The sequence below is a fragment of the Bacillus sp. NSP9.1 genome (assembly GCF_000465465.2).
Taxonomy (GTDB): domain Bacteria; phylum Bacillota; class Bacilli; order Bacillales; family Bacillaceae; genus Bacillus; species Bacillus sonorensis_A.
The window spans coordinates 885,903-911,060 of record NZ_CP048273.1; the positions used below are offsets into that span (position 1 = coordinate 885,903).

22 protein-coding genes and 1 pseudogene are annotated in these 25,158 nt (G+C 47.8%); 9 read left to right on the forward strand and 14 right to left on the reverse strand.

From position 1 onward, the window contains the following. Nucleotides 1-49 precede the first annotated feature (49 nt). From copZ to M654_RS23470, 3 genes are all read left to right on the forward strand, one after another. On the forward strand, nucleotides 50-259 hold the full coding sequence (copZ, locus tag M654_RS04340; protein WP_026588770.1) for a copper chaperone CopZ: 210 nt from the start codon (nucleotides 50-52) through the stop codon (nucleotides 257-259). A 79-nt stretch (nucleotides 260-338) separates the two neighbouring features. After that, nucleotides 339-2,774 (forward strand): heavy metal translocating P-type ATPase, encoded by a 2,436-nt coding sequence (locus M654_RS04345; RefSeq protein WP_026588769.1) that lies wholly within the window; start codon nucleotides 339-341, stop codon nucleotides 2,772-2,774. After that, nucleotides 2,771-2,908 carry a hypothetical protein gene (locus M654_RS23470; protein ID WP_179115647.1) on the forward strand — a complete coding sequence of 46 codons (138 nt, stop codon included), beginning with the start codon at nucleotides 2,771-2,773 and terminating at the stop codon, nucleotides 2,906-2,908. The genes M654_RS04345 and M654_RS23470 overlap by 4 nt, the downstream gene beginning before the upstream one ends. A 420-nt stretch (nucleotides 2,909-3,328) precedes the next feature. On the opposite strand, the gene M654_RS04350 is transcribed toward M654_RS23470, so the two are convergent. The 8 genes from M654_RS04350 to M654_RS04385 all read right to left on the reverse strand — a co-directional run bounded on the left by M654_RS04350 (nucleotide 3,329) and on the right by M654_RS04385 (nucleotide 14,323). Next, nucleotides 3,329-4,258, reverse strand: a complete 930-nt coding sequence (locus M654_RS04350) for a metal ABC transporter substrate-binding protein (protein ID WP_026588768.1) — start codon at nucleotides 4,256-4,258, stop codon at nucleotides 3,329-3,331. A gap of 26 nt (nucleotides 4,259-4,284) precedes the next feature. Further along, complete coding sequence (locus M654_RS04355; RefSeq protein ID WP_026588767.1) at nucleotides 4,285-5,145, reverse strand: metal ABC transporter permease; 861 nt, start codon at nucleotides 5,143-5,145, stop codon at nucleotides 4,285-4,287. Beyond that, entirely contained in the window at nucleotides 5,145-5,888 is a 744-nt protein-coding gene (locus M654_RS04360; RefSeq protein WP_026588766.1) for a metal ABC transporter ATP-binding protein, read from the reverse strand. The genes M654_RS04355 and M654_RS04360 overlap by 1 nt, the downstream gene beginning before the upstream one ends. Before the next feature lie 211 nt (nucleotides 5,889-6,099). Next, nucleotides 6,100-9,036, reverse strand: a complete 2,937-nt coding sequence (locus tag M654_RS04365) for a glycoside hydrolase family 3 C-terminal domain-containing protein (protein WP_026588765.1) — start codon at nucleotides 9,034-9,036, stop codon at nucleotides 6,100-6,102. Nucleotides 9,037-9,050: 14 nt separating this feature from the next. Then, nucleotides 9,051-11,363 (reverse strand): alpha-xylosidase, encoded by a 2,313-nt coding sequence (gene yicI / locus M654_RS04370; protein WP_026588764.1) that lies wholly within the window; start codon nucleotides 11,361-11,363, stop codon nucleotides 9,051-9,053. 19 nt (nucleotides 11,364-11,382) lie between these two features. Then, entirely contained in the window at nucleotides 11,383-12,201 is an 819-nt protein-coding gene (locus M654_RS04375) for a carbohydrate ABC transporter permease (RefSeq protein ID WP_026588763.1), read from the reverse strand. Between the two features lie 2 nt (nucleotides 12,202-12,203). Continuing rightward, on the reverse strand, nucleotides 12,204-13,094 hold the full coding sequence (locus M654_RS04380; protein ID WP_026588762.1) for a carbohydrate ABC transporter permease: 891 nt from the start codon (nucleotides 13,092-13,094) through the stop codon (nucleotides 12,204-12,206). An 11-nt stretch (nucleotides 13,095-13,105) separates the two neighbouring features. After that, entirely contained in the window at nucleotides 13,106-14,323 is a 1,218-nt protein-coding gene (locus M654_RS04385) for an ABC transporter substrate-binding protein (RefSeq protein WP_026588761.1), read from the reverse strand. A gap of 235 nt (nucleotides 14,324-14,558) precedes the next feature. Here M654_RS04385 and M654_RS04390 point away from each other — a divergent pair, with 235 nt between their 5' ends. From M654_RS04390 to M654_RS04405, 4 genes are all read left to right on the forward strand, one after another. After that, nucleotides 14,559-16,673: a heavy metal translocating P-type ATPase gene (locus M654_RS04390; RefSeq protein ID WP_035428486.1), complete on the forward strand. Its 2,115-nt coding sequence runs from the start codon at nucleotides 14,559-14,561 to the stop codon at nucleotides 16,671-16,673. Between the two features lie 124 nt (nucleotides 16,674-16,797). Continuing rightward, nucleotides 16,798-17,493 (forward strand): DsbA family protein, encoded by a 696-nt coding sequence (locus tag M654_RS04395; protein WP_026588759.1) that lies wholly within the window; start codon nucleotides 16,798-16,800, stop codon nucleotides 17,491-17,493. Next, complete coding sequence (locus M654_RS04400; protein ID WP_026588758.1) at nucleotides 17,483-17,896, forward strand: disulfide oxidoreductase; 414 nt, start codon at nucleotides 17,483-17,485, stop codon at nucleotides 17,894-17,896. The genes M654_RS04395 and M654_RS04400 overlap by 11 nt, the downstream gene beginning before the upstream one ends. Before the next feature lie 105 nt (nucleotides 17,897-18,001). After that, nucleotides 18,002-18,487, forward strand: coding sequence for a GNAT family N-acetyltransferase (locus M654_RS04405; RefSeq protein WP_026588757.1), 486 nt, complete (start codon nucleotides 18,002-18,004; stop codon nucleotides 18,485-18,487). Nucleotides 18,488-18,619: 132 nt separating this feature from the next. On the opposite strand, the pseudogene M654_RS24300 reads toward M654_RS04405, so the two are convergent. The 3 genes and pseudogenes from M654_RS24300 to M654_RS04420 form a co-directional block, all read right to left on the reverse strand. Beyond that, nucleotides 18,620-18,745, reverse strand: a pseudogene (locus M654_RS24300) (hypothetical protein); the annotation flags it as partial. 29 nt (nucleotides 18,746-18,774) lie between these two features. Continuing rightward, nucleotides 18,775-19,047: a GrpB family protein gene (locus M654_RS24185; RefSeq protein ID WP_051290434.1), complete on the reverse strand. Its 273-nt coding sequence runs from the start codon at nucleotides 19,045-19,047 to the stop codon at nucleotides 18,775-18,777. Next, complete coding sequence (locus M654_RS04420) at nucleotides 18,938-19,165, reverse strand: GrpB family protein (RefSeq protein WP_152521007.1); 228 nt, start codon at nucleotides 19,163-19,165, stop codon at nucleotides 18,938-18,940. Before M654_RS04420 ends, M654_RS24185 begins: the two co-directional genes overlap by 110 nt. 87 nt (nucleotides 19,166-19,252) lie before the next feature. Between M654_RS04420 and M654_RS04425 the strand changes: the two genes are divergently transcribed. Further along, nucleotides 19,253-19,861, forward strand: a complete 609-nt coding sequence (locus M654_RS04425; protein ID WP_026588756.1) for a trimeric intracellular cation channel family protein — start codon at nucleotides 19,253-19,255, stop codon at nucleotides 19,859-19,861. A gap of 93 nt (nucleotides 19,862-19,954) precedes the next feature. Here the strand turns inward: M654_RS04425 and M654_RS04430 are convergent, their stop codons facing one another. Next, nucleotides 19,955-20,764 carry a hypothetical protein gene (locus tag M654_RS04430; protein WP_026588755.1) on the reverse strand — a complete coding sequence of 270 codons (810 nt, stop codon included), beginning with the start codon at nucleotides 20,762-20,764 and terminating at the stop codon, nucleotides 19,955-19,957. A 356-nt stretch (nucleotides 20,765-21,120) separates the two neighbouring features. Between M654_RS04430 and helD the strand changes: the two genes are divergently transcribed. Then, nucleotides 21,121-23,457, forward strand: coding sequence for an RNA polymerase recycling motor HelD (gene helD, locus M654_RS04435; protein WP_026588754.1), 2,337 nt, complete (start codon nucleotides 21,121-21,123; stop codon nucleotides 23,455-23,457). Here the strand turns inward: helD and M654_RS04440 are convergent, their stop codons facing one another. Beyond that, a complete protein-coding gene (locus tag M654_RS04440; protein WP_026588753.1) occupies nucleotides 23,458-23,868 on the reverse strand; it encodes a DUF5412 family protein in 411 nt (136 codons plus the stop codon). It lies immediately after the preceding gene. 59 nt (nucleotides 23,869-23,927) lie between these two features. Beyond that, nucleotides 23,928-25,076, reverse strand: coding sequence for an aminotransferase class V-fold PLP-dependent enzyme (locus tag M654_RS04445; RefSeq protein ID WP_026588752.1), 1,149 nt, complete (start codon nucleotides 25,074-25,076; stop codon nucleotides 23,928-23,930). Nucleotides 25,077-25,158: the final 82 nt, after the last annotated feature.

Sequence of the window (25,158 nt, forward strand, 5' to 3'; positions counted from 1 at the left end):
GAAATACCCTACAGGGGTATGGTAATATAAAATCAAGGAGGTTTTCAATATGGAACAAAAAACGTTGAAAGTCGAAGGAATGTCTTGCAATCATTGTGTTCAGGCTGTTGAAGGAAGCGTCGGCGAGCTTGGCGGCGTTGAAGCGGTAAAGGTGGATCTGGGCGCCGGCACTGTCGAAATTTCTTTTGATTCAGAAAAAGTATCGCTGAAGGAGATCGTTGATACGATCGAGGATCAGGGGTATGATGTCGCAAGCTAGGAAAAGCGTTCGCGCTTTATCAAGCGCGGTTTTTTCTGCACTGAATATACCTGTTAGGGGTATATAAGGAGTGATAAACATGGATGGACAAAAGGAGGCCACACTGCAAATATCCGGCATGACGTGTGCAGCATGTGCAGCGCGGATTGAAAAAGGGCTGAAACGGCTTGACGGAGTTGAAGACGCAAATGTGAATTTAGCTTTGGAAAAATCCAAAGTCGTCTATGATCCCGCTCAAGTCGATGTCGGACAGCTGGCTGAAAAGGTGGAGTCGCTCGGTTATCAAGTAGCTGTCGAAAAAGCCGAATTTTCCATCTCGGGCATGTCATGTGCGGCTTGTGCAAACCGGATCGAAAAGCGCCTCAACAAACTGCCTGGCGTCAAAAGCGCCGCCGTAAATTTCGCGCTTGAAACGGCTGCAGTCGAATACCATCCCGGCGCGGTTTCTCCGGAAGATATGGAAGAAGCTGCACAAAAGCTCGGCTACAAGCTGGAGTTGAAAAAAGACCGCACCCGGGACAGCTCGGCCGAGCAAAGAGAAAAAGACATTGAAAATCAAACAGGCAAATTGATTTTTTCCGTGATCTTGTCTTTTCCTCTCCTTTGGGCAATGGTCAGCCATTTCAAATTCACGGCTTTTATCTGGCTGCCGGACATGTTCATGGATCCATGGGTGCAGTTCGCTTTGGCTACACCGGTGCAGTTTATCGTCGGCAGGCAGTTTTATATCGGGGCCTATAAAGCGCTCCGCAACAAAAGCGCAAACATGGATGTGCTGGTTGCGCTGGGGACGTCGGCCGCTTATTTCTACAGCTTTTATTTAAGTATTGAAAGTCTTAGACGCGGCCATCACGCCGAAGGCCTCTACTATGAAACGAGCGCCATTCTTCTGACACTGATTATTTTAGGAAAGCTGTTTGAAGCGAAAGCGAAAGGCCGCTCATCAGAAGCGATCAAAAAGCTGATGGGGCTGCAGGCGAAAACGGCGACCGTTGTCAGAAACGGCGCGGAAATCACGGTGCCGATTGAAGAGGTTTTAGCCGGTGATATCATGCATGTCAAACCGGGGGAAAAAGTTCCCGCCGACGGAGAAATCGTCGAAGGACGTTCAGCCTTGGATGAATCGATGATTACCGGTGAAAGCATCCCTGTTGACAAAACGGTTGGAGACGCGGTGATTGGCGCCACCATCAATAAAAACGGATTTATCAAAGTCAAAGCCGAAAAAGTCGGCAAAGATACCGCTTTAGCGCAAATTATTAAAGTGGTGGAAGAGGCGCAAGGATCAAAAGCGCCGATTCAGCGCCTGGCCGACCGGATTTCAGGAGTATTCGTGCCGATCGTTGTGGCGATCGCCATTGTGACGTTTATCGTTTGGTACCTTTTGGTGAGCCCCGGAGAATTCGGGACAGCGCTGGAAAAATTGATCGCGGTGCTTGTAATCGCGTGTCCTTGTGCGCTCGGGCTGGCGACGCCGACTTCGATTATGGCGGGGTCCGGCCGCGCCGCTGAATACGGCATTTTATTTAAAGGCGGCGAACATTTGGAGACGGCCCACCGTTTGGAGACGATCGTGCTCGATAAAACAGGAACCGTAACAAATGGAAAGCCGCAGCTGACCGATGTCCGTCCGGCACCGTGGATTGAGGAAGCACAATTTCTCAAACTGGCCGGTTCGGCGGAAAAAAACTCCGAGCATCCTCTTGCCGAAGCGATTGTTGAAGGAATCAGCGAAAAAGGGATTGAGCTGACAGGTCCTGAAAGCTTTGAAGCGATACCCGGATACGGTATTGAGGCGGTTGCCGGCGGCCAACCGATTTTGATCGGTACAAGACGCCTCATGGAGCGGCATGATATTGACATTCATGAAGCAAGCACCGAGATGGAAAAGCTTGAAAGCCAAGGAAAGACGGCGATGCTTGTCGCTGTTGACGGACGCTATGCCGGGCTGATTGCCGTGGCTGATACGATCAAAGATACGTCAAAAGCGGCTGTCGAAAGGCTGAAAAACATGGGGCTGGAGGTCGTGATGATGACCGGCGACAACCGGAAGACGGCTGAGGCGATTGCGGCTGAAGCGGGGATTGAGCATGTGATAGCCGAAGTTCTCCCGGAAGGAAAAGCAGATCAGGTGAAAAAGATCCAGGCGGAAGGCAAAAAAGTCGCCATGGTTGGCGACGGAATCAATGATGCTCCGGCACTGGCGGCGGCCGACACCGGAATGGCGATCGGAACCGGAGCAGACGTCGCCATGGAAGCAGCCGATATTACCTTGATCCGCGGCGATTTGAACAGCATTGCGGACGCGATCGGCATGAGCAGGCTGACGATCAGAAATATTAAACAAAACCTTTTCTGGGCGTTTGCTTACAATAGTGTCGGCATTCCGTTTGCCGCTTTGGGGCTTTTGGCGCCGTGGATCGCCGGAGCGGCGATGGCCTTCAGTTCAGTGTCGGTCGTGCTGAATGCGCTCAGGCTGCAAAAGGTGAAACTGGAATGGAGGAACCCGTCGTGAACAATAAAAGAGTGCTCATCTGGGCGGTTTCAGCGATTGTATACGTCGGCATCGTCATCGGCGTATACACCATCTTCTTCAGCCAGAATTCCGCTCCCGCAGAACATTCGAGCCATCAATCAGAAATGAAATGACATCTGGATGTTGAACCGGACGCCTGCAAATCAGGAAGGCGTCCGGTTTTTTGTGATTTAATATTTGCCATCACTCATGCACATCAGAATTTTTTCTTCTGCGATTTTTTCATCTCTTCTTTGGTTTTCTCGGGTCGTTTGCATCGGGATGCTCCTTTACATAGCGCCGCAGCTGATTGGAAAATGCCGTTCAGAATCGCTGAGCGTCTGATATATGTCAGAAGTCATTTGAAACAGGCCGCCTTTCATCTGGAAACCTCCTTTTATAGTTCTATTGTATCGGTTTGCGAGAGAGGATGAAGAAAAAATCAAGATACGCTATTTTTGAGGGGCAAGCCTGGCAAGATCGTGGGGCGGGCTCTGAAAGAGATGGAAACAAGCATAAAAAAACTGCTGTACTTGATGTACAGCAGCGCAAGTTTATTCGGCGAGCCCTTGATGGATCCGGTCGAGGTTTTCTTTCATCATATCATAATATGAATCTCCGGCTTCCCCCGGTTTTCCGATGGAGTCTGTGAAGACTTTTCCTTTGATCGGCACGCCGGTTTCCGCGGACAAGCTTTCCATGCTTCGCGGGTCAACGCTTGTCTCAACAAATAACGCCGGAACGTCCCTTTTCTTCACCGTGTCGACGATTCTTTTCATCTGGCCCGGTGTCCCTTCATTTTCGGTATTAATCTCCCAAATATAATTGGCGTCGACACCGTAGGCCGAAGCGAAATATTTAAAAGCGCCTTCGCTTGTCACGAGGATGCGGCGTTCTTTCGGGATGTCTTTGAAGCGGTTGACGGCATCGTCATGGAGCTTTTGCAGTTTTTCGATATAGGTTTTCGCGTTTTTTTCATAGTCTTCTTTATGATCAGGATCGTTTTTGATCAGCGCGTCTCTGGCATTTTTGGCATATCGAATCCCGTTTTCAATATCGAGCCAGGCATGCGGGTCTTCTTCCGTTTCTTTTCCTTTAGAGGTGAGGTGCTTTGCTTTGACCCCTTCGCTCAGCTTGTAGACTGGGGCGTCATCGCCCGCTTTTTCAGCCGTTTCAAGCAGCTTGTTGAACCAGCCGTTGCCCGTTTCCAGGTTCAGTCCGTTATAAAAGACGATATCGGCATCCGTCGTTTTTTGGACGTCTTTTGGAAGCGGATCGTATTCGTGCGGATCTGTGCCGACCGGTACAATGCTGTAGACATCAATGTGGTCACCGCCGACATGTTTGACGATGTCATAGAGAATGGAGTAGGTGGTGACGACTTTCAATTTTCCGTTTTCACCGCTGCTTTCTTTCGATGAGCAGCCGGCGGCAAAAAGCATGACCACAGCCGCCAAAATCGCAAATGTTCGCAAGGTTTTCATGATTTGTTTTCCCCCTTTATGTTCGATTAATGTTGAAGCTCTGCCCTTTTTCTTCTTGACTTCAAAGATCTCCACAGCACGCCCTGTTTTGGTGAAAACGTAAAGGCAAGACCGAAGAGAATGGTGGCCACCAGTACGATCGCCGCTCCTGATGAGAGGTTGTACGTGTAGCTTAAACCGAGACCGATGACGGCTGACAATGCGCCGAAGAATGCGGCCATATAGATCATCACCCAAAGCCGGTCCGTTAATAAATAAGCGGTGGCGGCCGGTGTGATCAGCATCGCGACGACGAGAATAATGCCGACGGTCTGGAGAGACGCGACGGTGACCAGTGTTAAAAGCGTCATTAAAAAGTAGTGGATCAGCCGGTTCGGCAACCCGTAGACGGCAGCCATCGTCGGATCGAAAGACGTGATGAGCAGTTCTTTATAAAATAAAAAGACCGCTGTGAGAATGATGATGCCGATGACGAGCGTGGTCCACATGTCTGATGAACGGACGGCCAGGACGTTGCCGAACAAAATGTGGTACAGGTCGCTTGAGCTTTTCACAAGTGTGATCAAGATAATGCCGATGGCGAAAAACGCCGTAAAGACGATGCCGATGGCCGAGTCGTTTTTAATCCTGCTGTTTTGGCTGACATAGCCGATTCCAAGTGCCGTCAGAACCCCTGTAAAGACGGCTCCGAAAAAGAAATTGACGCCGAGCATATACGAGATGGCGACACCTGGGAGGACGGCGTGGGAAATGGCGTCACCCATCAGCGCCATCCCCCGTAAGATAATAAAGCAGCCGATCACACCGCAGATGATCCCCACCATCATCGAAGTGAACAGCGATTTTTGCAGAAAGGTGTAGTCCATCAAGCCGCTGATAAATTCCATCAGATGGCCCCCCTTTCTGTTTGCAGAAACGGAAGCTGCGATTCATAAGCTTTCATCATGACCTCGGGCTTGAGAATGTCGGTGACAGGGCCTGTTTGAATCAGCTTTTTGTTCAGCAAAATTAATTCGTTGAAATAGCTGTCCGCCTTGCTTAAATCGTGATGGACGACAAGGACGGTTTTTCCTTCGTCACGCAGTTCCTTTAAGATGGCGATAATCATGTCTTCGCTTGTGACATCAATGCCGACGAATGGTTCATCAAGGCAAAACAGCTCCGCATTTTGGGCGAGGGCCCGCGCGAGGAAAACGCGCTGCTGCTGTCCGCCCGACAGTTCGCCGATCTGACGCTTGGCAAATGACGCCATCCCGACTTTTTCCAGGCAGTGGTATGCCAAGTCTTTATGGCGCTTTTTCGGGCGGCGGAGAACACCGAGTTCAGGGTATGTTCCAAGCAGAACCGTATCGAGCACATTGATGGGAAACGTCCAATCCATGTCATTCCGCTGAGGGACATAGGCGATTTTTTTGCGAACGTCTTTAAGCGGTTTTCCCAGCAGGCGGATGTCGCCTTTATCCTTCGGAATCAGCTCCAGTACGGCTTTTAATAGCGTTGATTTTCCGGCGCCGTTCGGTCCGATTATACCGGCCATTCTGCCCTGGCTGATTGAGAAAGTGATATTGTGGAGCGCTTCAGTGCCATGGTATGAAACATATAAATCTTTTACAGTGATTGCGGGTTTCATAGTGTTCATTAACCCCTTTCTATGTCTATATCAAATTTGACCTAAATACAATATTTTTATCTTAGTAACTTTTTATTACCTTAGGCTATTTTTTTTACCTAATGCAACTTTTCTAGAATTCTAATACATATCTCCCAAAATGTAAAGCGTGAAAATACACAAAAAATGACGAAAGCCATGCAGAATCCTCTGCATGGCCTTTTTTATTTTGTCAGCGTTGAAATTGAAAGGTATCGATCGAAATGCTTCCTTGGAAAACGAAATAAATATGGTGTGTTCCTGCTGTTCTTTTGACGGGTGTTTCGAGTGTTTTCCAGTTTTGCAGTCCCGATGTGTCAGGGATCTTTAAAGAACCGATTTTTTTGCCTTTTCCCGGATGCCCAAGGTAGATGCCGACTTCTCCGCCTCCGCTGCTTGCGGCTCTGATTTTCAAATGCTTTTCACCTTTGAAGCGGACATCTTTATAGGAGATCCATGCGCCGTTTTCGTCATTTTTGACCGCATCACCGCCTGATTTGGACTCTTCGGTGATCTGTACGCCTTTGTAGTCGTCATAGTTTTCGGCTTTTGTTTTTTGCGCCGGGTTCCGCTTCGGAATTGTTTCTCCGTCAACAAGGATCGGCTTTGTCCGGCGGATATCTGTTGATGAGCTGCCGACGGCGATTCGGTAAGGGCCTTTTTCAACGGCAAACTTTTCTCTTGTCACATCCCAAAAGGCAAGGTCTGTTTGCTTCAGCTTGAAAGACACGGTCTTCGTTTCCTGCGGAGAAAGCGTGATCCGCTTGAAGTCTTTTAAATCTTGTTTTGCCTGCTTAACCCGTGTTTTAAACCGGGGGGAGGTATAGAGCTGGACGACTTCATCACCTGTTTTGTTTCCCGTATTGGTGATCTTGACTTGAACCGTGACGGCTCCCCGTTTTTTTAAGGTGTTTGAGGAAACGGATAAGCTTGAATAGCGGAATGATGTGTATGATAAACCGTGTCCGAACGAATACAGGGGATCGCCGTCAAAATATTTGTACGTTCTCTTTCCTTTGATGATGTCGTAGTCCGTCATATCAGGGAGGTCCCTGGCAGATGTGTACCACGTTTGTGTTAACCGTCCCCCGGGATTTTTATCACCGAAGAGGATGTCGCTCAGAGCGCTTCCCGCTTCCTGTCCCCCGTGGGAGGTATACAAAATCGCGGGGATGTGTCTGTCGGCCCAATTCAGTGCGAACGGATAGCTGCTGATGACGGCTAGCACTGTGTTCGGATTGGCTTGATGGACAGCTTTGATCAGCTCTTCCTGGGCGAAAGGAAGCTTGATATCCTCTCTGTCTTCGGTTTCCCGGCCGTTGATGTAAGGGTTGTTTCCGACGAAAACGATCGCTTTGTCAGCCGATTTCGCCAATTGGACGGCTTCATCTATTCCGTTTTTGACGATGGTTTTTGCAAACCTTTCTGCCGCTGAAGCCGGTTTTTCCGCGGAGGCCGTTAAGGTGCCGTCTGTTGCGGCGGAGATGAATTTGCCGTTGGCTTTGTTTTTGATAGCGAACGTTCCGTCAGACAGCTTTTCGAACTGAAAGGTTTCGCGAACCGTCCAGCCGTTCGGCTGTTTTTGATTGGCGATTAAACGACCGTCGTCTTGAAGCGAGACATAGCGGCGATTCGCTTGGGCGCGCAGTGTGTATACATCGCCTCCCCAGTCGGCCAAGTCGAATGTCTCATTGTGCTCAAGCTTCTCCGCTGCGGCTGCTAGCGGCTGTTTGCCGCCGCGCCCGGCCGTTACATATTTTCCGGTCAGTATGGATTTGAATCCGGCATGTTCGAGGCCTTCTGCAAAAGAGACACGCTCTTCGCCGATTTTGTCTTTGATTCCGTCAAGCGGGGTGATTTGATAAGGCATCGTACCGCTGTACCAATCTTCATAAAGCGTATTCCCGAGGTGGCCGATGACTGCAATCTGTTCTTTTTTCCGCTTATTGAAGGGGAGAAGCTGTTTGCTGTTTTTTAATAAAACGATTGATTTTTGCGCGGCTTCTTTCGCAAGCCTTTGGTGCTTTGGACTGTTGATGACGTCATCAGTCAGGCGGCTGTACGGATTGCGTTCATCGGGGTCAAATTCGCCTGTGCGAAAGCGGAGGCTGAATACGTTTGCCAATGCCTGATCCAGGTCTTTTTCGGAAATTAGCCCTTTTTTTAACGCTCCCGTGATGGCGTTCTTTGTCAGCTCGGGATTTTGATCCTGATCTGTGAAGCTGTCAACGCCTGCTTTGACAGCGTGGGCATGTGCTTCTTCATGGTTGTCGTAGTAATGGTGGTCATTGACAATCCCTGACGGATCATAAGCATCGCTTACGATAAAGAAATCGTCCCCGGCCCATTTTTGTTTGACAGTGCTTTGAAGGAGCGGGCTCAAAATCGCGGGCTTGTCGTTGATGGAATGGTAAGCGGGCATCAGGCCGAACGCCGCTTTTTCGGTAATGGCCGATTCAAACGGCTTCAAATAATATTCCTGCATATTCCTCGGGTCAATGCTCGCTGAACTGAAGCCCCGGTTCGTTTCCGTATTGTATCCGAGAAAGTGTTTTAAAGTTGGAATCGTTTTCAAATAGAAGGGGTCATCTCCCCTTAACCCTGCCGCATAAGCGGTTGACATTTCTCCTGTTAAAAAAGGGTCTTCAGAATAGCCTTCTTCATTTCTGCCCCATCTTGGATCGCGGAGCAAATCGACGACGGGAGCCCAGACATTGACGCCGTTTGCCGCCGGATCAAGATGATGAAAACCGCGGACCTCGTCACCGACCGCTGAGCCGACCTCCTTGATCAAGGCGCGGTCCCAAGTGTGGGCGAGCCCGACGGCTTGGGGAAAAACGGTCGCTTCCCCGAGCCAGGCAACACCGTGAAGCGCTTCGGTACCCGTCTTGAAAGCAGGAATGCCGAGGCGGGGAATGGCCGGCTGATACTGATGCATCAGCGACACTTTTTCAGCGAGCGTCAGATGGGAGATCAAGTCACTGACTCTTTTCTTAACGGGAAGCTTGGGATTTTGAAACGGGAAATCGTATCTCGGGGCCTTGCCTGCCGCCGGCTGCGGCAGACTGAAACCGGCGGCAAGGAAGGCGCACAACAAAGACAAGAGGAGGATCCGGGTGATCTTCAGCATGTCTTTCACTCCTTTTAGAAAAAAATCACAACATCGCGATCCGCTTCTTTTGGCCGAATCGCACTTCCTTCCTGAAGGGCCTCCAATGATCCGTTTATCACTGTGCTGACGGGGGAATGACCGCGGATCAAAAGCCTCCATTTCTTTTGGGTGCCTTGAGCTTGAACCGTAATGGTGTTTTGCTTTCGAAAAGCCTTGATCGTCATCACTTCGCATCTTTCGTTATATATCGTCCGTTCAGCTGTGCATCCGTCTTTCAAATGGTAGAGGCAAAACGAAACATCATCGAGGTAGTCGTAATCAGGACGGTCTGCTTCACAGCCGAGCGGCAGCAGCGTGTTTTCCCTGACGAAGAGGGGAAGCCCCATATAGCCGTATTGCTCTTCCTTCCACTCTCCGCCTTCGGTGTCTTCTCCTGTTAAAAGGTGTGTCCACGTTCCTTTCGGCAGATAGTAGCTGACAGCGCCGTCTTCCCGAAAAATCGGCGCGACAAGCAAAGCATCCCCCAGCATATATTGTCTGTCAAGAAAGTCGCAAGTTCTGTCTAGAGGGAATTCGAGCAGCATCGCCCGCATCAGCGGGACGCCTTCTGTGTGCGCTTCATATGCGGCGGCATACAGATAAGGCATCAGTCTGTGCTTCAATTTGACAAAATACCGCATCACATCTGACGCTTCTTCGTCAAACAGCCACGGCACCCTGTACGATTCGCTGCCATGGAGGCGGCTGTGCGTCGATAAAAGTCCAAATGCCGTCCAGCGTTTATACAAGTCGGCAGTCGCCGTGCTTTCAAAGCCGCCGATGTCATGGCTCCAAAACCCAAAGCCGGAAAGGGAGAGGGACAGGCCGCCGCGCAGGCTTTCCGCCATTGAATCATAGCTGGCAAAACAATCTCCGCCCCAGTGAACGGGAAACTGCTGACAGCCGGCAGTCGCCGAACGGGCGAAGACGACGGCTTCCTGTTCACCGCGTTTTTCCTTCAGCAGGTCAAACACGGTTTTGTTATATAAAAATGAATAATAATTATGCATTTTCTCAGGGTCTGACCCGTCAAAATAGACCGCATCCGCTGGAATTCTTTCGCCGAAATCCGTCTTAAAGCAGTCGACTCCCATATCCAGCAGTCTTTCAAGCTTTGAACAGTACCAATCGCGCGCTTTTGGGTTGGTAAAGTCGACGATCGCCATTCCCGCCTGCCAGCGGTCCCACTGCCAGACATCGCCCCGGGCGTTCATTAGAAAATAACCGTTTTCTTTGCCTTCTTCAAAAAGCTTTGATTTTTGAGCGATGTAAGGGTTGATCCAGACGCAGATTTTAAGCCCTTTGTCTTTCAAGCGGCCGAGCATTTCCTGCGGATTTTGAAAAAAGCGCTCATCCCATTCAAAATTGCACCATTCGAATTCTTTCATCCAAAAACAGTCAAAGTGGAAGACGCTGAGCGGAATATCCCGCTCCTTCATGCCGTCGATAAAGCGGGTGACCGTCTCTTCCGAATAATCGGTTGTAAAAGATGTCGACAGCCACAGTCCAAACGACCATGGCGGCGGAAGAGCCGGTTTTCCTGTCAGACGGGTGTAATTCTTAAGCACTTCTTTTGGTTCTGATCCGCTGATAATGAAATAATCAAGCGATTCGCCTTCAACCGAAAATTGCGCTTTTGAAACGACTTCAGAACCGATTTCATAAGAGACGAGTTCAGGATGATTGACAAAGACGCCGTACCCTTTGTTCGACAAGTAAAACGGGACATTTTTATAGGCCTGTTCAGTGCTTGTGCCCCCGTCCTTGTTCCAGATATCAACGCTCTGGCCGTTTTTCACAAATGCCGTAAAGCGCTCCCCGAGGCCGTAGATCATTTCACCGACGCCGATATCGAGCTGTTCCCTGATAAAGGTGCGTCCGTCATCGCCCGCGATGTAGGCGAGGCTGTTCGGCTCGCTGCCTGTGAGCTTCTGTCCGTCCCGCGAAAATTGATAGCGCCAATCTTGTTGATTTACGGTGACGCTTAAGCGGCCGCTTTTCAGCGTCAATTCATTGTCCGTATTTGAAACGAGAGGCTTCGTGTCTGTCATTTGCAGCTTAAATTCCGGTTGTTTTGGCGACCTTCCTTTATAATGAAAAACCTGCACGCGGATCACATCCCTAAACGGGCTTGAAAACCTGACGGTGAGCATGCGGGTATCCAGCGTGTCTCCTCTTTTTTGAATCGCTTTGACGGGTCCGTAAACCGTTAATGAATGTTCATCAATCCGGTGGTCGTAAGCTTCTTTTGGCGTGCTGATCTCATACCCGTCACGGGTCAGCCAGTAGCCGTCGGAAAATTTCATGGTAAAGCACCCTTTCTTTTTACTTGATTGAACCGCTGACAAGCCCTTTGACAAGATGTTTTTGCAGCATGACAAACATGATGATGACCGGAACAACCGAAATGACGGCAAATGCCATCAGATGATTCCACTGAATGCCGTATTGGCTGATCACATTGTAGATGCCCGCCGTAAGCGGCCACAATTCCTGGTTTCTGTTGAATGTCATGCTGTAAATTAAATCGCCCCATGCGAAAAAGAAGGAAATCGCTCCGCTGACGGCAATTCCCGGCATGGCAACAGGCAAAATGATGCGGACAAACGCTGTAAAACGGCTGCACCCGTCAATTTTGGCGGCATCTTCAAGCTCCTTCGGTATCCCGAGAAAAAAGGTTCTGAGCATCAAAACCGAGAAAGGGATGCCAAGTGTTGCGGCGGCCAAAATCGGTCCGATGTACGTGTTGAGGATGTGCAGCTTGTTAAACGCGATAAACAGCGGCGTCAAAATAACGGTCGCCGGCAGCATCTGCGTCACCAGAAACAACAGGATGAACCATTTCCTGCCGCGGATTGGAAAGCGGGCCAAACCGTAGGCGGAAGGGACGGCCAAAAGCAGAACAATCGCGGCCGCAACTCCCGAAATCAGCACGCTGTTCATGAAATGTCCGGTGACACCCTCTTTAAAAACAGCTTGAAAATTGGAAAGCTGGAATGTCTCAGGCCACAAGGAAGGCGGCATCTTAAACAATTCGGCTTCGCTTTTCAAGGCCGTGACGATCATCCAGTAAACGGGAAAGAGAAACACAGCCGTGATGAAAATCCCGATGATGTTGAGGAGCCATTCTTTTCGTCGCGGCATGACTACATCACCTCATCTTTTTTAATCAGCCGCAGATAGACGAGACTGACCAAAAGGAGAATCAAAAACAAGACATTGGCGCTGGCAGCTCCCATACTGAATTGAAACTCGTTAAAAGAATAGCGGTAGCTCACGGTTGAAAGGACTTCGGTCGACTGTACCGGACCGCCGCCCGTCATCACAAAGACAAGGTCGAACACTTTGAAGGTGTAAATAAAGCCGAGCATCATGACGACGGTAATCACCGGGCGCAATAAGGGCAGGGTGATATGGATGAATTTCTGGAAACGGGCTGCGCCGTCAAGGCTGGCGCTTTCATAGACATCTTCCGGAAGCGAACCGAGGCCGGCGGATATGAGCAGCATATTGAAAGGGATGCCGACCCAGATGTTGGCGATGATGACAGACCAAATCGCAACATTCGGGTTTGACAGCCATGGGACGGGGTGGTCAATGATGCCCCATGAAAGCAGGAGCTGGTTGAAAACCCCTTCACCCGAAGCCATCATAAATTTAAATAAAAGCGCCGTAACCGTCAGCGGAATCAGCCAGCTTACCATCATCAGCCCGCGGAGAAACGGGGCGAGGCGGAACTTCATGCTGAAAAACAAGGCCAGCAAAAAACCGGCCGCAAATTGAAAAACAACGCTTCCGACGGTGTAAAGCAGCGTGTTTTTCAAAGAAACCCAGAATACGTTTTCTTGAGCGAGCCGCTTGTAATTTTCAAACCCGACAAAGCCGGCGTCCTGGGAGGCGAAGTTGGCAAGCGACAGGTTCTGAAAACCGAGCAGAATATTGTAGATCAAGGGATAGCCGATCAGGGCCAACATAAACAGGACAGCCGGAAAAATAAAGAAATACCCTTCCCATTTTCGGACGAACGCTTTGATCATGATCAAACTCCTTATTTTAGTGTTTCGACCTTCCGTGCGGCCTCATCCAGCGCTTCCTTCGGTGTTTTGCTTTCACTCAGAGCCTGCTGAAGAGCCATTTGCAGCGATTCGGAAATGTGCGGCCAGTCTTTGGAAGGCCCCCGCGCCGATGCGATATCCATGATTGGGATAAACGACTTTAGATTCTGATCCGTTTTCCAATGATCCGACGATTCGAGCAGATCTTTCCGCGGCGGAAAAACGCCGGTTTCCGCCGTCAGCGTTTCAAGCCGGCCGGGATCGAGGAGCCAGGTGATAAAATCCCATGCACCTTCGGTATTTTTCCCTTTGACAACGGCGAGATTTTCTCCGCCGAGAGCAGATGCATATCTTTGATCTTTCGGGATAAAAGTGATGCCGTAATCCAGTTGTTCGGCTCCTTTTAACCGTTCAATATTCCAGGAGCCGTTGATCATCATGGCGAGCTGTCCCGCCGCAAACTGTCTGGCCAGATCATCCTGTGTGGCGTTTAACACTTCTTTGCTCATCGCGCCTTCCTTGACTAAATCGGTTAAAAATTGCAGGGAATGTTCGGCTTCCTTTGATTGGAGGCTGTCAAAATCTGCACCCGCAGACAGGAGGAACGGGTAAAATTGAAAAGCGCCTTCCTCCGATTTGACCGCCGACATCGCAAAGCCCTTCGTCTGGCCTTTGCTCGCTTTTTTGGCCGCTTCCTTCAATTCGTCCCACGTTTTCGGCGGCCCCGTCACTCCGGCTTCCTGGAGCAGATCGTTGTTGTAAAACAACGCCAGTGCGTTGCTTGCAAACGGAATGCCGTAATACTTTTCTTGATAACGGGCCGATGATAAAGGTCCTTCATAAAACTGATCGATCTGCCCCCATTTTTCAATTCTGTCCGTCAAATCCTCAAGAACACCCATTGCGGCAAATGAAGCATTGTCGACATTGTCGAGAAACACCGCATCAGGCAGCGCATTTCCGGCTGTCCCCACGGAAAGCTGCTTTTTAACTTCGTTAAAAGGGATGTATTCTGTGACCACTTGAAACCGGTCCTGTGATTGGTTGTACTGATCGACCAGTTCATGGTAAAGCTCCTGCTGTTTGCCTGTGAAATAATCCCATACTTTGACTTCTTTTGCATTCTGCCCATCTGTACCGTCGCCGCTGCATCCGGAGGCAAACACGAACAAAAAGGCGAGGCAGATCATCATCAGACATCGTTTTTTCAAAGACGCTCACTCCTTGTGAATGAAAGCTTGTTAGTTTAATAGCTAAACTAAGTATATTGAGACAGCGTTTCCAATATGCCCATTTGCGTTTTACCGGCAAGAAAAGGGACCGATTCATACAAAAGAGCGATTGACACATTTTCCGGATCGAGCATATAATAAGGTTACATAATATATGCATATATGCTCATATATAAAATGAACCGTCACGGCGCTTAAAAGAAAGGTGAGAGAGATGGACAAAGTGAAGCAAGAATACATGCTAAACGGCCTTGACTGCGGGAACTGCGCGCAGAAAATTGAAAATGAAATCGCCGGCATGGAAGGAATTGATGCGTGCTCGGTCAATTTTGCCACAACCACTCTGACCGTCAGGGTCAACAAAGACACAAGCCAAAACATATCCTCGGAAATCGAGAAAAAAGTGACGGCCATTGAACCGCACGTACATGTGGCACTGAAGGAAGGCGCCTCTTCTTCAACGCATACCGCAGGAAAGCGCATGAAAAAAACGATCGCAAGACTGATCGCGGGAACCGTTCTCGGAGCGGCAGGCTTTCTTTTTTCTGCCGGCGGTGCACCTGAATTTCTCTTCTTTATCCTTGCTTATCTTCTCATCGGCGGTGACGTCGTGTTAAGAGCGGTTAAAAATATGTTTCGCGGCCGGGTTTTTGATGAGCATTTCTTAATGACGATCGCGACGATCGGCGCATTCATCATCAAGCAGTACCCGGAAGGTGTCGCCGTTATGCTGTTTTACCAAATCGGCGAGCTGTTTCAGGGAGCCGCTGTCAACCGCTCGCGAAAATCGATCAGCGATTTGATGGACATCCGCCCCGACTACGCCGATCTGCAAACAGAGGACGGGACGGCCAAGGTATCCCCGGACATTGTCAAAGCAGGCGATGTGATCATCATTAAACCGGGGGAAAAAATCCCTCTTGACGGCAAGGTTTTAGAAGGAAAGTCGATGGTTGATACTTCTGCGCTAACCGGGGAATCCGTGCCGCGCGAAGCGGCGCCCGGGGAAGAGGTGCTCAGCGGCTTTGTCAATAAAAACGGCGTGCTCAAAGTCGAAGTCGTCAAGGAATACAGCGAATCGACCGTATCTAAAATTCTTGATTTGGTTCAAAATGCGAGCGCAAGAAAAGCGAAAACCGAGAACTTTATCAGCAAGTTTGCCAAGTATTATACGCCGTTCGTCGTCATTGTCGCCCTTCTTCTCGCATTTGTGCCGCCTTTGATCGTTCCGGGAGCTCTATTATCGGATTGGGTTTACAGAGCGCTTGTCTTTTTGGTCATTTCTTGTCCATGCGCGCTTGTTGTCTCTATTCCGTTAGGCTTTTTCGGAGGCATCGGTGCGGCATCAAAAGCCGGCATTCTGGTCAAAGGAAGCAATTATTTAGAAGCGCTCAATGATGTCAAATATGCTGTATTTGATAAAACGGGCACATTGACAAAAGGTGAATTTGCCGTCGTCAAACTGACACCGGCCCATCAGGACATAACGGAGGAAAAGCTCCTTGAATACGCGGCGTTCGCCGAATATCACTCCGCACATCCGATCGCCGAATCGATCCGCGACACATACGGGAAATCCGTATCAGCCGAAGCCATTCAAGATTACAATGAAATATCCGGCTACGGGGTGAAGGCGGAAGTGAACGGAACGGTCATTTTGGCCGGAAACGCCAAACTGATGGAGAAAGAAAATGTTCGCTATCAGGAGAAAAACGGCATCGGAACGGTGATATATGTGGCGGCCGACGGAGAGTTTATCGGTTCGATTTTGATTGCCGACGATATAAAAGAAGATGCCCGGCAGGCGATTTCATCCTTGAAAAAAGCGGGTGTTAAGAAAACGGTGATGCTGACGGGAGATGCAAAAGAGGTCGGCGAAGCCGTTGGGAAGGTGCTTGCCATTGATGAAGTGCATGCGGAGCTGCTTCCGCAGCATAAGGTTGACCGGATTGAAGAACTTGAAGGGCGGAAGCTCCGGAAAGAAAAGCTGCTTTTCGCCGGAGACGGAATCAATGATACACCGGTCTTGGCGAGGGCGGATATCGGAATTGCGATGGGCGGCCTTGGTTCTGATGCGGCTGTTGAAGCCGCCGATATCGTCATCATGACGGATCAGCCGTCAAAAATCGCTGAAGCGATCGGCATTGCCAAACGGACGAGAAGGATCGTCTGGCAGAATATCATGTTCGCGCTCGGCATTAAAGGCGTTTTTCTTCTCTTGGGCGCGTTCGGCATCGCGACGATGTGGGAAGCCGTATTTTCAGATGTCGGTGTCACGCTTCTCGCTGTTTTAAATGCGATGCGCGTATTAAAAGTCAAGGAAATGTAACTTTTTTTCCGTCCAAAGAACTGGAAAATCATTTTTTGGCATCTTCACGAACACGGCTTGTCTTGTTAAAATGAAGAAGATATAAAACTGATGGTACAAAAATAAGAAATAATGAGGTGTCTAAGTGAAAAAGAAACAGCAGTCACCGATGAAATTTGCAGTGATCATGACAGTCGTGGTCGTTTTTCTGATCGGAGCGCTCGTCGTTTTGAACAATCAAACAAAAAACGCTTCACAAAACTACGATGAAAAGCCGTCAACAGAAGGACAGCCGATTCTAGGGGACAAAAACGCGGCCGTGACGGTGACCGAATTCGGAGATTACAAGTGTCCGAGCTGCAAACAATGGACGGAATCGGTATTTCCTGATTTGAAAAAAGATTACATCGACAAAGGAAAAATCAATTTTTCATATATTAATTTCGTCAATGAGCAGCACGGCAGAGGATCAGAGCTGAGCGCCCTCGCTTCTGAACAGGTATGGAAGGAAGACCCTGATTCATTCTGGGCGTTCCATGAAGCTTTATTCAAAGCGCAGCCGGACAACGATACGATGGAAAATGAGTGGGCGACACCGGCCAAATTGGCGGACATTGCCGAAGCCCATACAAAGGTGAAGGGTGACAAGCTTGTCAAAAGCTTGAATGATAAGACGTTCTCTGAACAGCTGGGAACGGACGAGTCGCTCATCAGCCAATACAATGTGGACTCGACGCCGACCATCTTTGTCAACGGTGTAAAGATCGATAAACCATTTGATTATGACAAGATCAAAGAAGCGATCGAAAAAGAGCTGAAAGGCAACTCGGATGAGAAATAAAGCAGTCTTTCTGTACGGCGCCTGGATCGTTGCTTTGACCGCGACCCTCGGCAGCCTGTACTTTAGCGAAATCCGTCAATTCATTCCTTGTGAACTGTGCTGGTATCAGCGGATCATGATGTATCCGCTGGTGCTGATTCTCGGGATCGCCACGTTTCAAGGTGATGTCAAGGTTAAAAAATATGTGCTGCCGATGGCGATCATCGGCGGGTGCATTTCCCTGATGCACTATTTGGAGCAGAAGATACCCGGCTTTAACGGCATTAAGCCGTGTGTGACCGGTGTGCCTTGTTCAGGGGAGTACATCAATTGGTTCGGCTTCATCACGATTCCGTTTCTCGCCCTTACCGCATTTATTTTGATCATTATTTTGATGTGTTTTTTGAAGGGGAAAGAGGAGTAAAAGAGCATTGTCAAGCAATGCTCTTTTTTTCATGCCATCTACCTCTTTACAGTTATCAATGTTATAATATTTGAAATTATTGAATGATTTGGAAGGGTGATGGAGTTGGAGTTTGACATACGCAAAATGGAGATGGAAGACATTGCTTCCGTTCAGCAGGTTGCAAAAACGAGCTGGAATGATACGTATGATGGCATTATTCCCCGCAGTGTTCAAGAGGAATTTCTGCAGTCCGCATACAGCGATGAGAGAATGCTTGAGCGTATGGAGCGCTCTTTGATTCTCGTGGCAGAAGCGGGCGGGGAAATCGTCGGTTTCGTCAACTGCTCCTTTGTCAAAGAAGGAGGGGAGGCGTATCTCGCGGCCATTTATTTATATCCGGAATACCAAGGAAACGGCATTGGGTCCGCACTGCTTAAAGAGGGGATCAAGCGCTTGGAGGGTGTGAACAAAATCTTTGTAGAAGTGGAGAAAGATAACCGCACCGGAAAACATTTTTATAAAGCGAAAGGTTTTGAGGAGATTTCCGAATATGAAGAAGACTTTGCAGGACACAGCCTCAAAACAGTCAAAATGGTTTTAGACGTATAAGACCGGTTTTTGCGGTCTTATTTACTTTGTCATTTGCACATAATAATACAATAAGACAGCCATGATGAACGCAATCGCAATCGTGATCAATTTTTGTTTTGTCTTTTTAAACATGCAACATGCTCCTTTCGTTTATTCCTGATGTTTTGCTTTTGCAATGACCGCTCTAATGAACGGTTCTTTCCCCTTTGTGTAAGAGGTATATGGAAAGCGGCGGGCCAAGTCTTTTTTCAATGATTCATAGGCTCGCCTCGTCCTTGGGTCCTTTCTTCATTCATTTCGGAATTTCAGCTGATTTTTCCACTCTTCGCTCTGAAAAACATAAATATCCAGATGGTGTGTGCCGGCCCGCCATTTTCCTTTTCGAAAAAAGCGCATTGCCGAAAATGCTTCGTGTATGACATTTCATAGCCCAGCTTTTGCAGCGGTTCAATCAAGCGTTCAGCATCATCAAGGCGCTTGACGCCGGCCATGATATCGAGGGACCGGCTTTGCGGCAAGGCCGGGAACAGCGGTGCTGCCGATGTGTTCGATTGCGAGAAACAATGTTCCGCAGACATGGCTGAGCTTCTCTTTTTCCGCTGCAAAATCCTTCGCCTTAGGAGACTTTTGCTTTTTCGATGATGATTCCCTGTTCCATGTTTTTTGCTCTCCAAAAATAGGTCGTTTTTTTATTATAAGACATTTTGTTTCACAGGGTTGATTTAAATGATTGAGAAGTTATAAAATCAAAAAGATTGAAGATGAGTATGGAGGACACCTTAGATGGCTTGGGAAGCGTTGAGCATCATCGGAACGATCGCTTTTGCGATCAGCGGAGCGATCGTCGCAATGGAAGAAGAGTATGATATTTTAGGAGTTTATATTTTGGGAATTGTCACCGCCTTCGGAGGCGGCGCGATCAGAAATCTGCTGATCGGAGTCCCCGTGTCCGCTCTCTGGGAGCAGGGAGCCCTGTTTCAAATCGCTCTTATTTCGATTACGTTTGTCTTTTTGTTTCCGAAGCTGCTGTTGAAGCACTGGAAGATATGGGGAAGCTTTTCAGATGCGATCGGATTATCCGCGTTTGCGATCCAAGGGGCGTTATATGCCGTACACATGAACCATCCGGTCAGTGCGGTGATCGTTGCTGCGGTTCTCACGGGAAGCGGCGGCGGAATGATCAGGGATCTATTGGCCGGGCGCAAGCCGCTTGTTCTGAAAACGGAAATTTACGCCGTGTGGGCCGCTTTAGGCGGATTGGTGATCGGAATGGGCTGGGCGGAGAAGCCTCTCACATTGTATATGCTGTTTGCCGTGCTTGTGGCCTGCAGAGTATGCTCCTATATGTTTAACTGGAAGCTGCCGAACCGATCGCTCAGGTCGAACGGCTGAACAAATACCATCCGTGATCACGGATGGTATTTTATGATTAATTTATTCCGAGCGAAAGTGAATGATTGAAGCTGTCTACATCAAAGTGAACGCTTAAGTTCTATTCCTGTTTTGAGGTGATTTTATTTCTTTATATATATTTATTCCAATAAAAATCAATATACCAAGTATACTGTAAATAAAAGAAATAACTAAAGCTCTATGATATGACGTGGGGATTGAAAATAATAATATCAAAGGTAAGTAGACAGAAAAAAGCAAGATGAAAACCGATTTTCTATTCACTAAAACCCGTCTTTTTTCGAGAATATCATCAAAACATGCAATGAGTAATAATACAAGAATGATTGCAGCTACCAGTTTTGTTTCGCCCCAAAAATCACCTGATAACACAGTTGCTAAAGTTAAATACAAAACTGCAATAACAGAAATAATCGGAGGTATAAATGAATCTTTTAAGATCGAAAACATTCGAGTGAAGGTTTCTAAAATACTCTCACTGTAAAGTGTATTTTCATGAATTTTTATCAGTTTAGTAGCCTTAACAATCTCCTTTTTTATTCTTTTTGGTTTGCAATTTTCCTCATCATCCAAAATATTTCTGATATTTATATACGATTTGAAATCGAGTAAAGGCAATTTTGTTTCTATAAATGCCAAAAAAGCCTTTTCTTTTTCGATGGTATCTCCTGATTCAATAAGATGGTACTGCTCTATGATTTCAGAAAAAATATGTAAGCTTTGTTCTCTTTGAGTTTTCCTAAGTTCTTTCTCATTCTCGTAAATAGTCTTGGTTTGTCGACTTAACCATATCGTAAATATAAAAAAACATGTTATGGTTATCCCTAATAAAGTGTCATTCCCGGTTAAAGTATTGACCGCATCATAAATCATTTTATCCAATTTATTCTCTCCTAAGCCAAGATTAAACATTGATCATTATAACATTCTTTAACAATGTCGAATATTCCCGTGAATAGGTGTTAGTAACCTTGAAAAGGAATTGGAAAATTATACAGGTAATTGTGTTTAAAGAGGAAACATGCTGGTATTAAGATGGTCTTATGTCTTCTGATAACCATAACAGAAAAACCGATTTTTCATTGATTTGAAAAATCGGTTTTTCTGTTGCTTTCATTCACGCTGATATGATAAGATGAAGTGTGTTTTAACACAAAATATCATTTTTTATATTTTTATCCATATTTATTTTATCACGGATATTTTTCAATGTCAAATCTTTTTAGGGAGTGATTTTGATGCAGGAGGCCAATCAAGAATGGCTTGAAGAAGAAAAACGAATTGGACTCGTTTTAAAAGAATTGGAGCAAAAGCTTCATTCTCTAAAGGAGAAGACCGGCGGCTTAAAGGAGGATATCATCGGTTTAAGAAAAAACTTTTGGGATGATGTCTCCTTGAACCTGGCTGATGACATTGAAACGGCCGAAACATTCTCAAGCATTCAACAGCAGGCGGGGATTTTGTCAGAAAGGGAAAGAAGCCATAAGCAGTTTTACAGCCAATTGAAAAAACTCTTAAAAGTGAAGGAATCGCCGTATTTTGGCCGCGTCGATTTTTTAGAGGATGGGGAGGAACAGGTTGAATCTGTTTATATCGGGCTCAGTTCACTGATGGATGAGAAGGAAGAGCAATTTTTGATATACGACTGGCGGGCACCGATTTCCAGCTTGTTTTACAACTATCCGCCCGGACCCGCCCAATATGAGGTTCCGGAAGAGACGATAAGCGGGACGGTCGAGCTGAAAAGGCAGTTTCTCATCAAAAACGGGCGGCTGAAAGCGATGTTTAATACAGATATGGCGATTGGTGATGAAATGCTGCAGGAGGTGCTGGGGAACCAGGCCAATACCCGGATGAAAAGCATTGTCGCCACGATTCAGAGAGAGCAAAACCAGATCATCCGCAATGAAAAAAGCCGTTATTTAATTGTTCAGGGAGCGGCGGGAAGCGGTAAAACGTCGGCGGCGCTGCAGCGGGCGGCCTATTTGCTGTACCGCGGACGCGGACGGATCGAATCCAATCAAATGCTTCTTTTTTCGCCGAACCTTCTTTTTAACAGCTATGTTGCCAATGTCCTGCCTGAGCTCGGGGAAGAAAACATTCAGCAGACGACATTCCAGGAGTATGTAACACGCCAGCTCGGAAAGCAGATATCTTGTGAAACGCCGTTCGATCAATTGGAGTTTTGTCTGACGGCTGCAGAACGCGAGGACGGCCGGATTCGGCAGAGAGCGATTGAGTATAAATCAAGCCTTGCCTTCAAAACCTTGATTGATGATTATGCGCGATTTTTGGCAAAAGGAAATATATTGTTTAAACATATCGTGTTCCGCGGCAGCAAAATGGTGTCCGCTGAGCAAATTCACGATTATTTTCAAACGTTCGACGCCTCAACCCCGCTTCCGCAGCGAATTGAAATGACAGCGAAATGGCTCTTGTCGGTGTTGAAAAAAGAAGAACAGCAAGAAAGAAAAAAAGACTGGCCTCTTGAAAAAAGCGAGCTGCTGGATAAAGAGGAATATTTGCAAGTCTATCAGCAGCTGCAAAAAGAGCGGAAATTTGCCGGAGACACCTTTGATGATTATGAAAGAGAGCAGAAGCTGCTTGCAAAAATCATTGTCGAAAGGGAATTCAAACCGCTGAAGCAAGCGGTAAAGGCTTTGGGCTTCATTGATTTCAAGAGAACATACTTGCAGCTTTTTTCAGACTGGCACGGTGGAGCCTGCCGTCCGGAAGGCTGGAGAAGCATTTGCGAATATACGGCGGAAACCTTTCGCTTCAGCCGGCTTCCGTATGAAGATGCCGTTCCTTTTTTATACTTGAAAAACAAAATGAAGGAAAGGGAGAAAAATACCGCGATCCGCCATGTGTTTATCGATGAAGCGCAGGATTACTCGCCGTTTCAGCTGGCTTTTTTAAAGGAGATGTTCTCTGCAAGCAAAATGACGATTCTAGGCGACTTTCATCAGGCGATTTTTGCCCATACCCCCGATCAAAAAGAGCTCCTTTCAGAAGGCGTGTTTGAGGGGGAGAAAATGGAGATGGTCAGGCTGATGCGAAGCTACAGATCGACTAAGGAGATCGTCGAGTTTACAAAGCGGCTGCTCAAGGGCGCCGGAGAGATCGAGGCGTTCAACCGCAGCGGTGTAAAACCGGTGCTGACGGTTTCGGATGATGCCTCTCTGCATCATGAAAGGATCGCGTCCTGCATTGCCTCCCTTCAAAATGAAGGACGGGAGACGATCGCGGTCATCTGTAAAACGGTTCAGGAATGCAGAGAAGCGGCAAAGCATCTGCAAAAGCAGACAGAGCTGAAGCTGATTGATAAAGAAACACGCACATTCCAAAAAGGCGTGATTGTCATCCCCGTCTACTTGGCAAAAGGGATTGAGTTTGACGCCGTCATCCTTTATGACAGCTCGGAAAAACGATATTGGCGGGAAAGCGAGCGGACGCTGTTTTATACCGCCTGTACAAGAGCGATGCATGAGCTCCGGCTTTTTTCGCTTGGAGAGGAAAGTCCGTTTTTAAAAGATGTTCCAGACCGGTTGTACACGCTGAAGAGAGTGACATGATCACTCTCTTCGCCAATCATATGTATCTGTACGGACGTCGAGCACCTTGTTATTAATCGACACATGGCGGCGGTCTTTCCATTTGACATTCGCCTCGTATTCTTGCTTCCCCCAGTACAAATTTCTCCGTTTGCCGGTCGAGACTGTTGTCACTTCGGCTCTGATTGAATACCCGTTGGCTGCCCCGATTTTTTTTACTCTGTAGATATCCAATTTGTATTTTTGATTTGGAGATGTGGAGGATTCAATCCATTCACCCTTCGGCAAGTGGTTCATCGAGTAAAAATGGGTGTATACGATATAGCTGATGGGAATGCCTGCTGCAAGGATAACGGCCAACAGTGTAAATAAAACTTTGCGGCGGTGTGTCTTTTTCATCTCTTCTAAGTCCTCGTTGACATAACGCTTCAATATATCTCATTCCTTGATGAAATGTTTGCTAATAGTTTAAGTAAAAAATCCTAATCTGTCTATTTTAAAGTACGGCGATGAATCAATGCGGCCAGCTCATCGACTGCGTGCGCGATGTCCTCTTTCGTATTATAAAAATGGGGGGCGATTCGAACCGCTCCATTTCTTGCTGATGTGATGATATTTTTTTCTCTGAGCAGCGCTTCGATCTGCGTCGCATCTTTGACGCGGAATGAGGCCAGGCTCGATCTGTTATGAAGGTTTTGAGGCCCGATGATCTGCAAGCCTTTATCAGCGCCGTACTGCAAAGAAAATCGGGCAAGCTTTTGCAAATAAGCTTCGATCTCTTCCGGCCCGGCCTCAAGCAAGAGCTTTAGCGCCGCATCAGCCGCATAAAGGCCGATGAATGATGGTGTTCCGGTCTCAAAACGTTTAGCCCCCTCTGCAAAGCCTGAATGGAGCAAATCAAAGGAAGACGGCCGGCTCTTTCCAAACCACCCGGTTACTTTTGGTCTCAACTGTTCGCAAAGTTCGCGTCTGACATACAAGAACGCCGTTCCCGGGATGCCGAGCATATATTTTCGGGTACCAGCGGCAAGCATATCGATTTTCATGTCTTTGACATGTATCGGAATATGTCCTGCCGATTGATAGGCATCAACAAACAAAAGCGAGCCTTTGTGATGAACGATTTCCGCTATCTCTGTCAAGCTTTGTTTTACGCCATTGCAATAAGAGACATGCGGGACACAAGTCAAAAGCGTCTGATCGTTGATTTCTTTTTCGTATTGCTCTGTGCGAATCATCCCGTCTTGACTGTGTATCACAGTCAGATGATGGTTAAAGCGGTCTTGAGCGAGCCAAATCTGGCCGATGGCAGGGAAGTCAAGGTCAGTGAAAGCAATCTGGCGCCTTTTGGGATGTTCGGGCAGGGAAACGGCAATAGCGGAAACCGCGTCGGAAACAGATGGCACAACGGCGATCTCGTCTATTTCCGCCCCGATCAGCCGGGCGAACTTCTCTTTCGCTTCCTCCATCTTTGCAAGGTGCGCCTGCCAATTCGCACCTGTTTCAAGCAGTGTGCTGTGATATTTCTCGATTGCCCTTGCTACAGGCAGCGCCAAAGCGCCTCCCGAGCAGGCGGCAAGGTGGACGTATTTTGTTAATACAGGAAACAAAGCGCGATAGATATGGTAAGGATGCTCCATCATTTTCCCTCCTCGGGTAACACTTCGTTTTCACCTGCGACAACACCTCTTTTCCGATCGCATGTATATGTTCCTTGATTTC

Bases quoted from the DNA above. Each gene is read 5' to 3' on its own strand.
- copZ (WP_026588770.1), top strand. From the start codon at position 50: ATGGAACAAAAAACGTTGAAAGTCGAAGGAATGTCTTGCAATCATTGT.
- M654_RS04345 (WP_026588769.1), top strand. From the start codon at position 339: ATGGATGGACAAAAGGAGGCCACACTGCAAATATCCGGCATGACGTGT.
- M654_RS04350 (WP_026588768.1), bottom strand. From the start codon at position 4,258: ATGAAAACCTTGCGAACATTTGCGATTTTGGCGGCTGTGGTCATGCTT.
- M654_RS04355 (WP_026588767.1), bottom strand. From the start codon at position 5,145: ATGGAATTTATCAGCGGCTTGATGGACTACACCTTTCTGCAAAAATCG.
- M654_RS04360 (WP_026588766.1), bottom strand. From the start codon at position 5,888: ATGAAACCCGCAATCACTGTAAAAGATTTATATGTTTCATACCATGGC.
- M654_RS04365 (WP_026588765.1), bottom strand. From the start codon at position 9,036: ATGCTGAAGATCACCCGGATCCTCCTCTTGTCTTTGTTGTGCGCCTTC.
- yicI (WP_026588764.1), bottom strand. From the start codon at position 11,363: ATGAAATTTTCCGACGGCTACTGGCTGACCCGTGACGGGTATGAGATC.
- M654_RS04375 (WP_026588763.1), bottom strand. From the start codon at position 12,201: ATGCCGCGACGAAAAGAATGGCTCCTCAACATCATCGGGATTTTCATC.
- M654_RS04380 (WP_026588762.1), bottom strand. From the start codon at position 13,094: ATGATCAAAGCGTTCGTCCGAAAATGGGAAGGGTATTTCTTTATTTTT.
- M654_RS04390 (WP_035428486.1), top strand. From the start codon at position 14,559: ATGGACAAAGTGAAGCAAGAATACATGCTAAACGGCCTTGACTGCGGG.
- M654_RS04400 (WP_026588758.1), top strand. From the start codon at position 17,483: ATGAGAAATAAAGCAGTCTTTCTGTACGGCGCCTGGATCGTTGCTTTG.
- M654_RS24185 (WP_051290434.1), bottom strand. From the start codon at position 19,047: ATGTCTGCGGAACATTGTTTCTCGCAATCGAACACATCGGCAGCACCG.
- M654_RS04425 (WP_026588756.1), top strand. From the start codon at position 19,253: ATGGCTTGGGAAGCGTTGAGCATCATCGGAACGATCGCTTTTGCGATC.
- helD (WP_026588754.1), top strand. From the start codon at position 21,121: ATGCAGGAGGCCAATCAAGAATGGCTTGAAGAAGAAAAACGAATTGGA.
- M654_RS04445 (WP_026588752.1), bottom strand. From the start codon at position 25,076: ATGGAGCATCCTTACCATATCTATCGCGCTTTGTTTCCTGTATTAACA.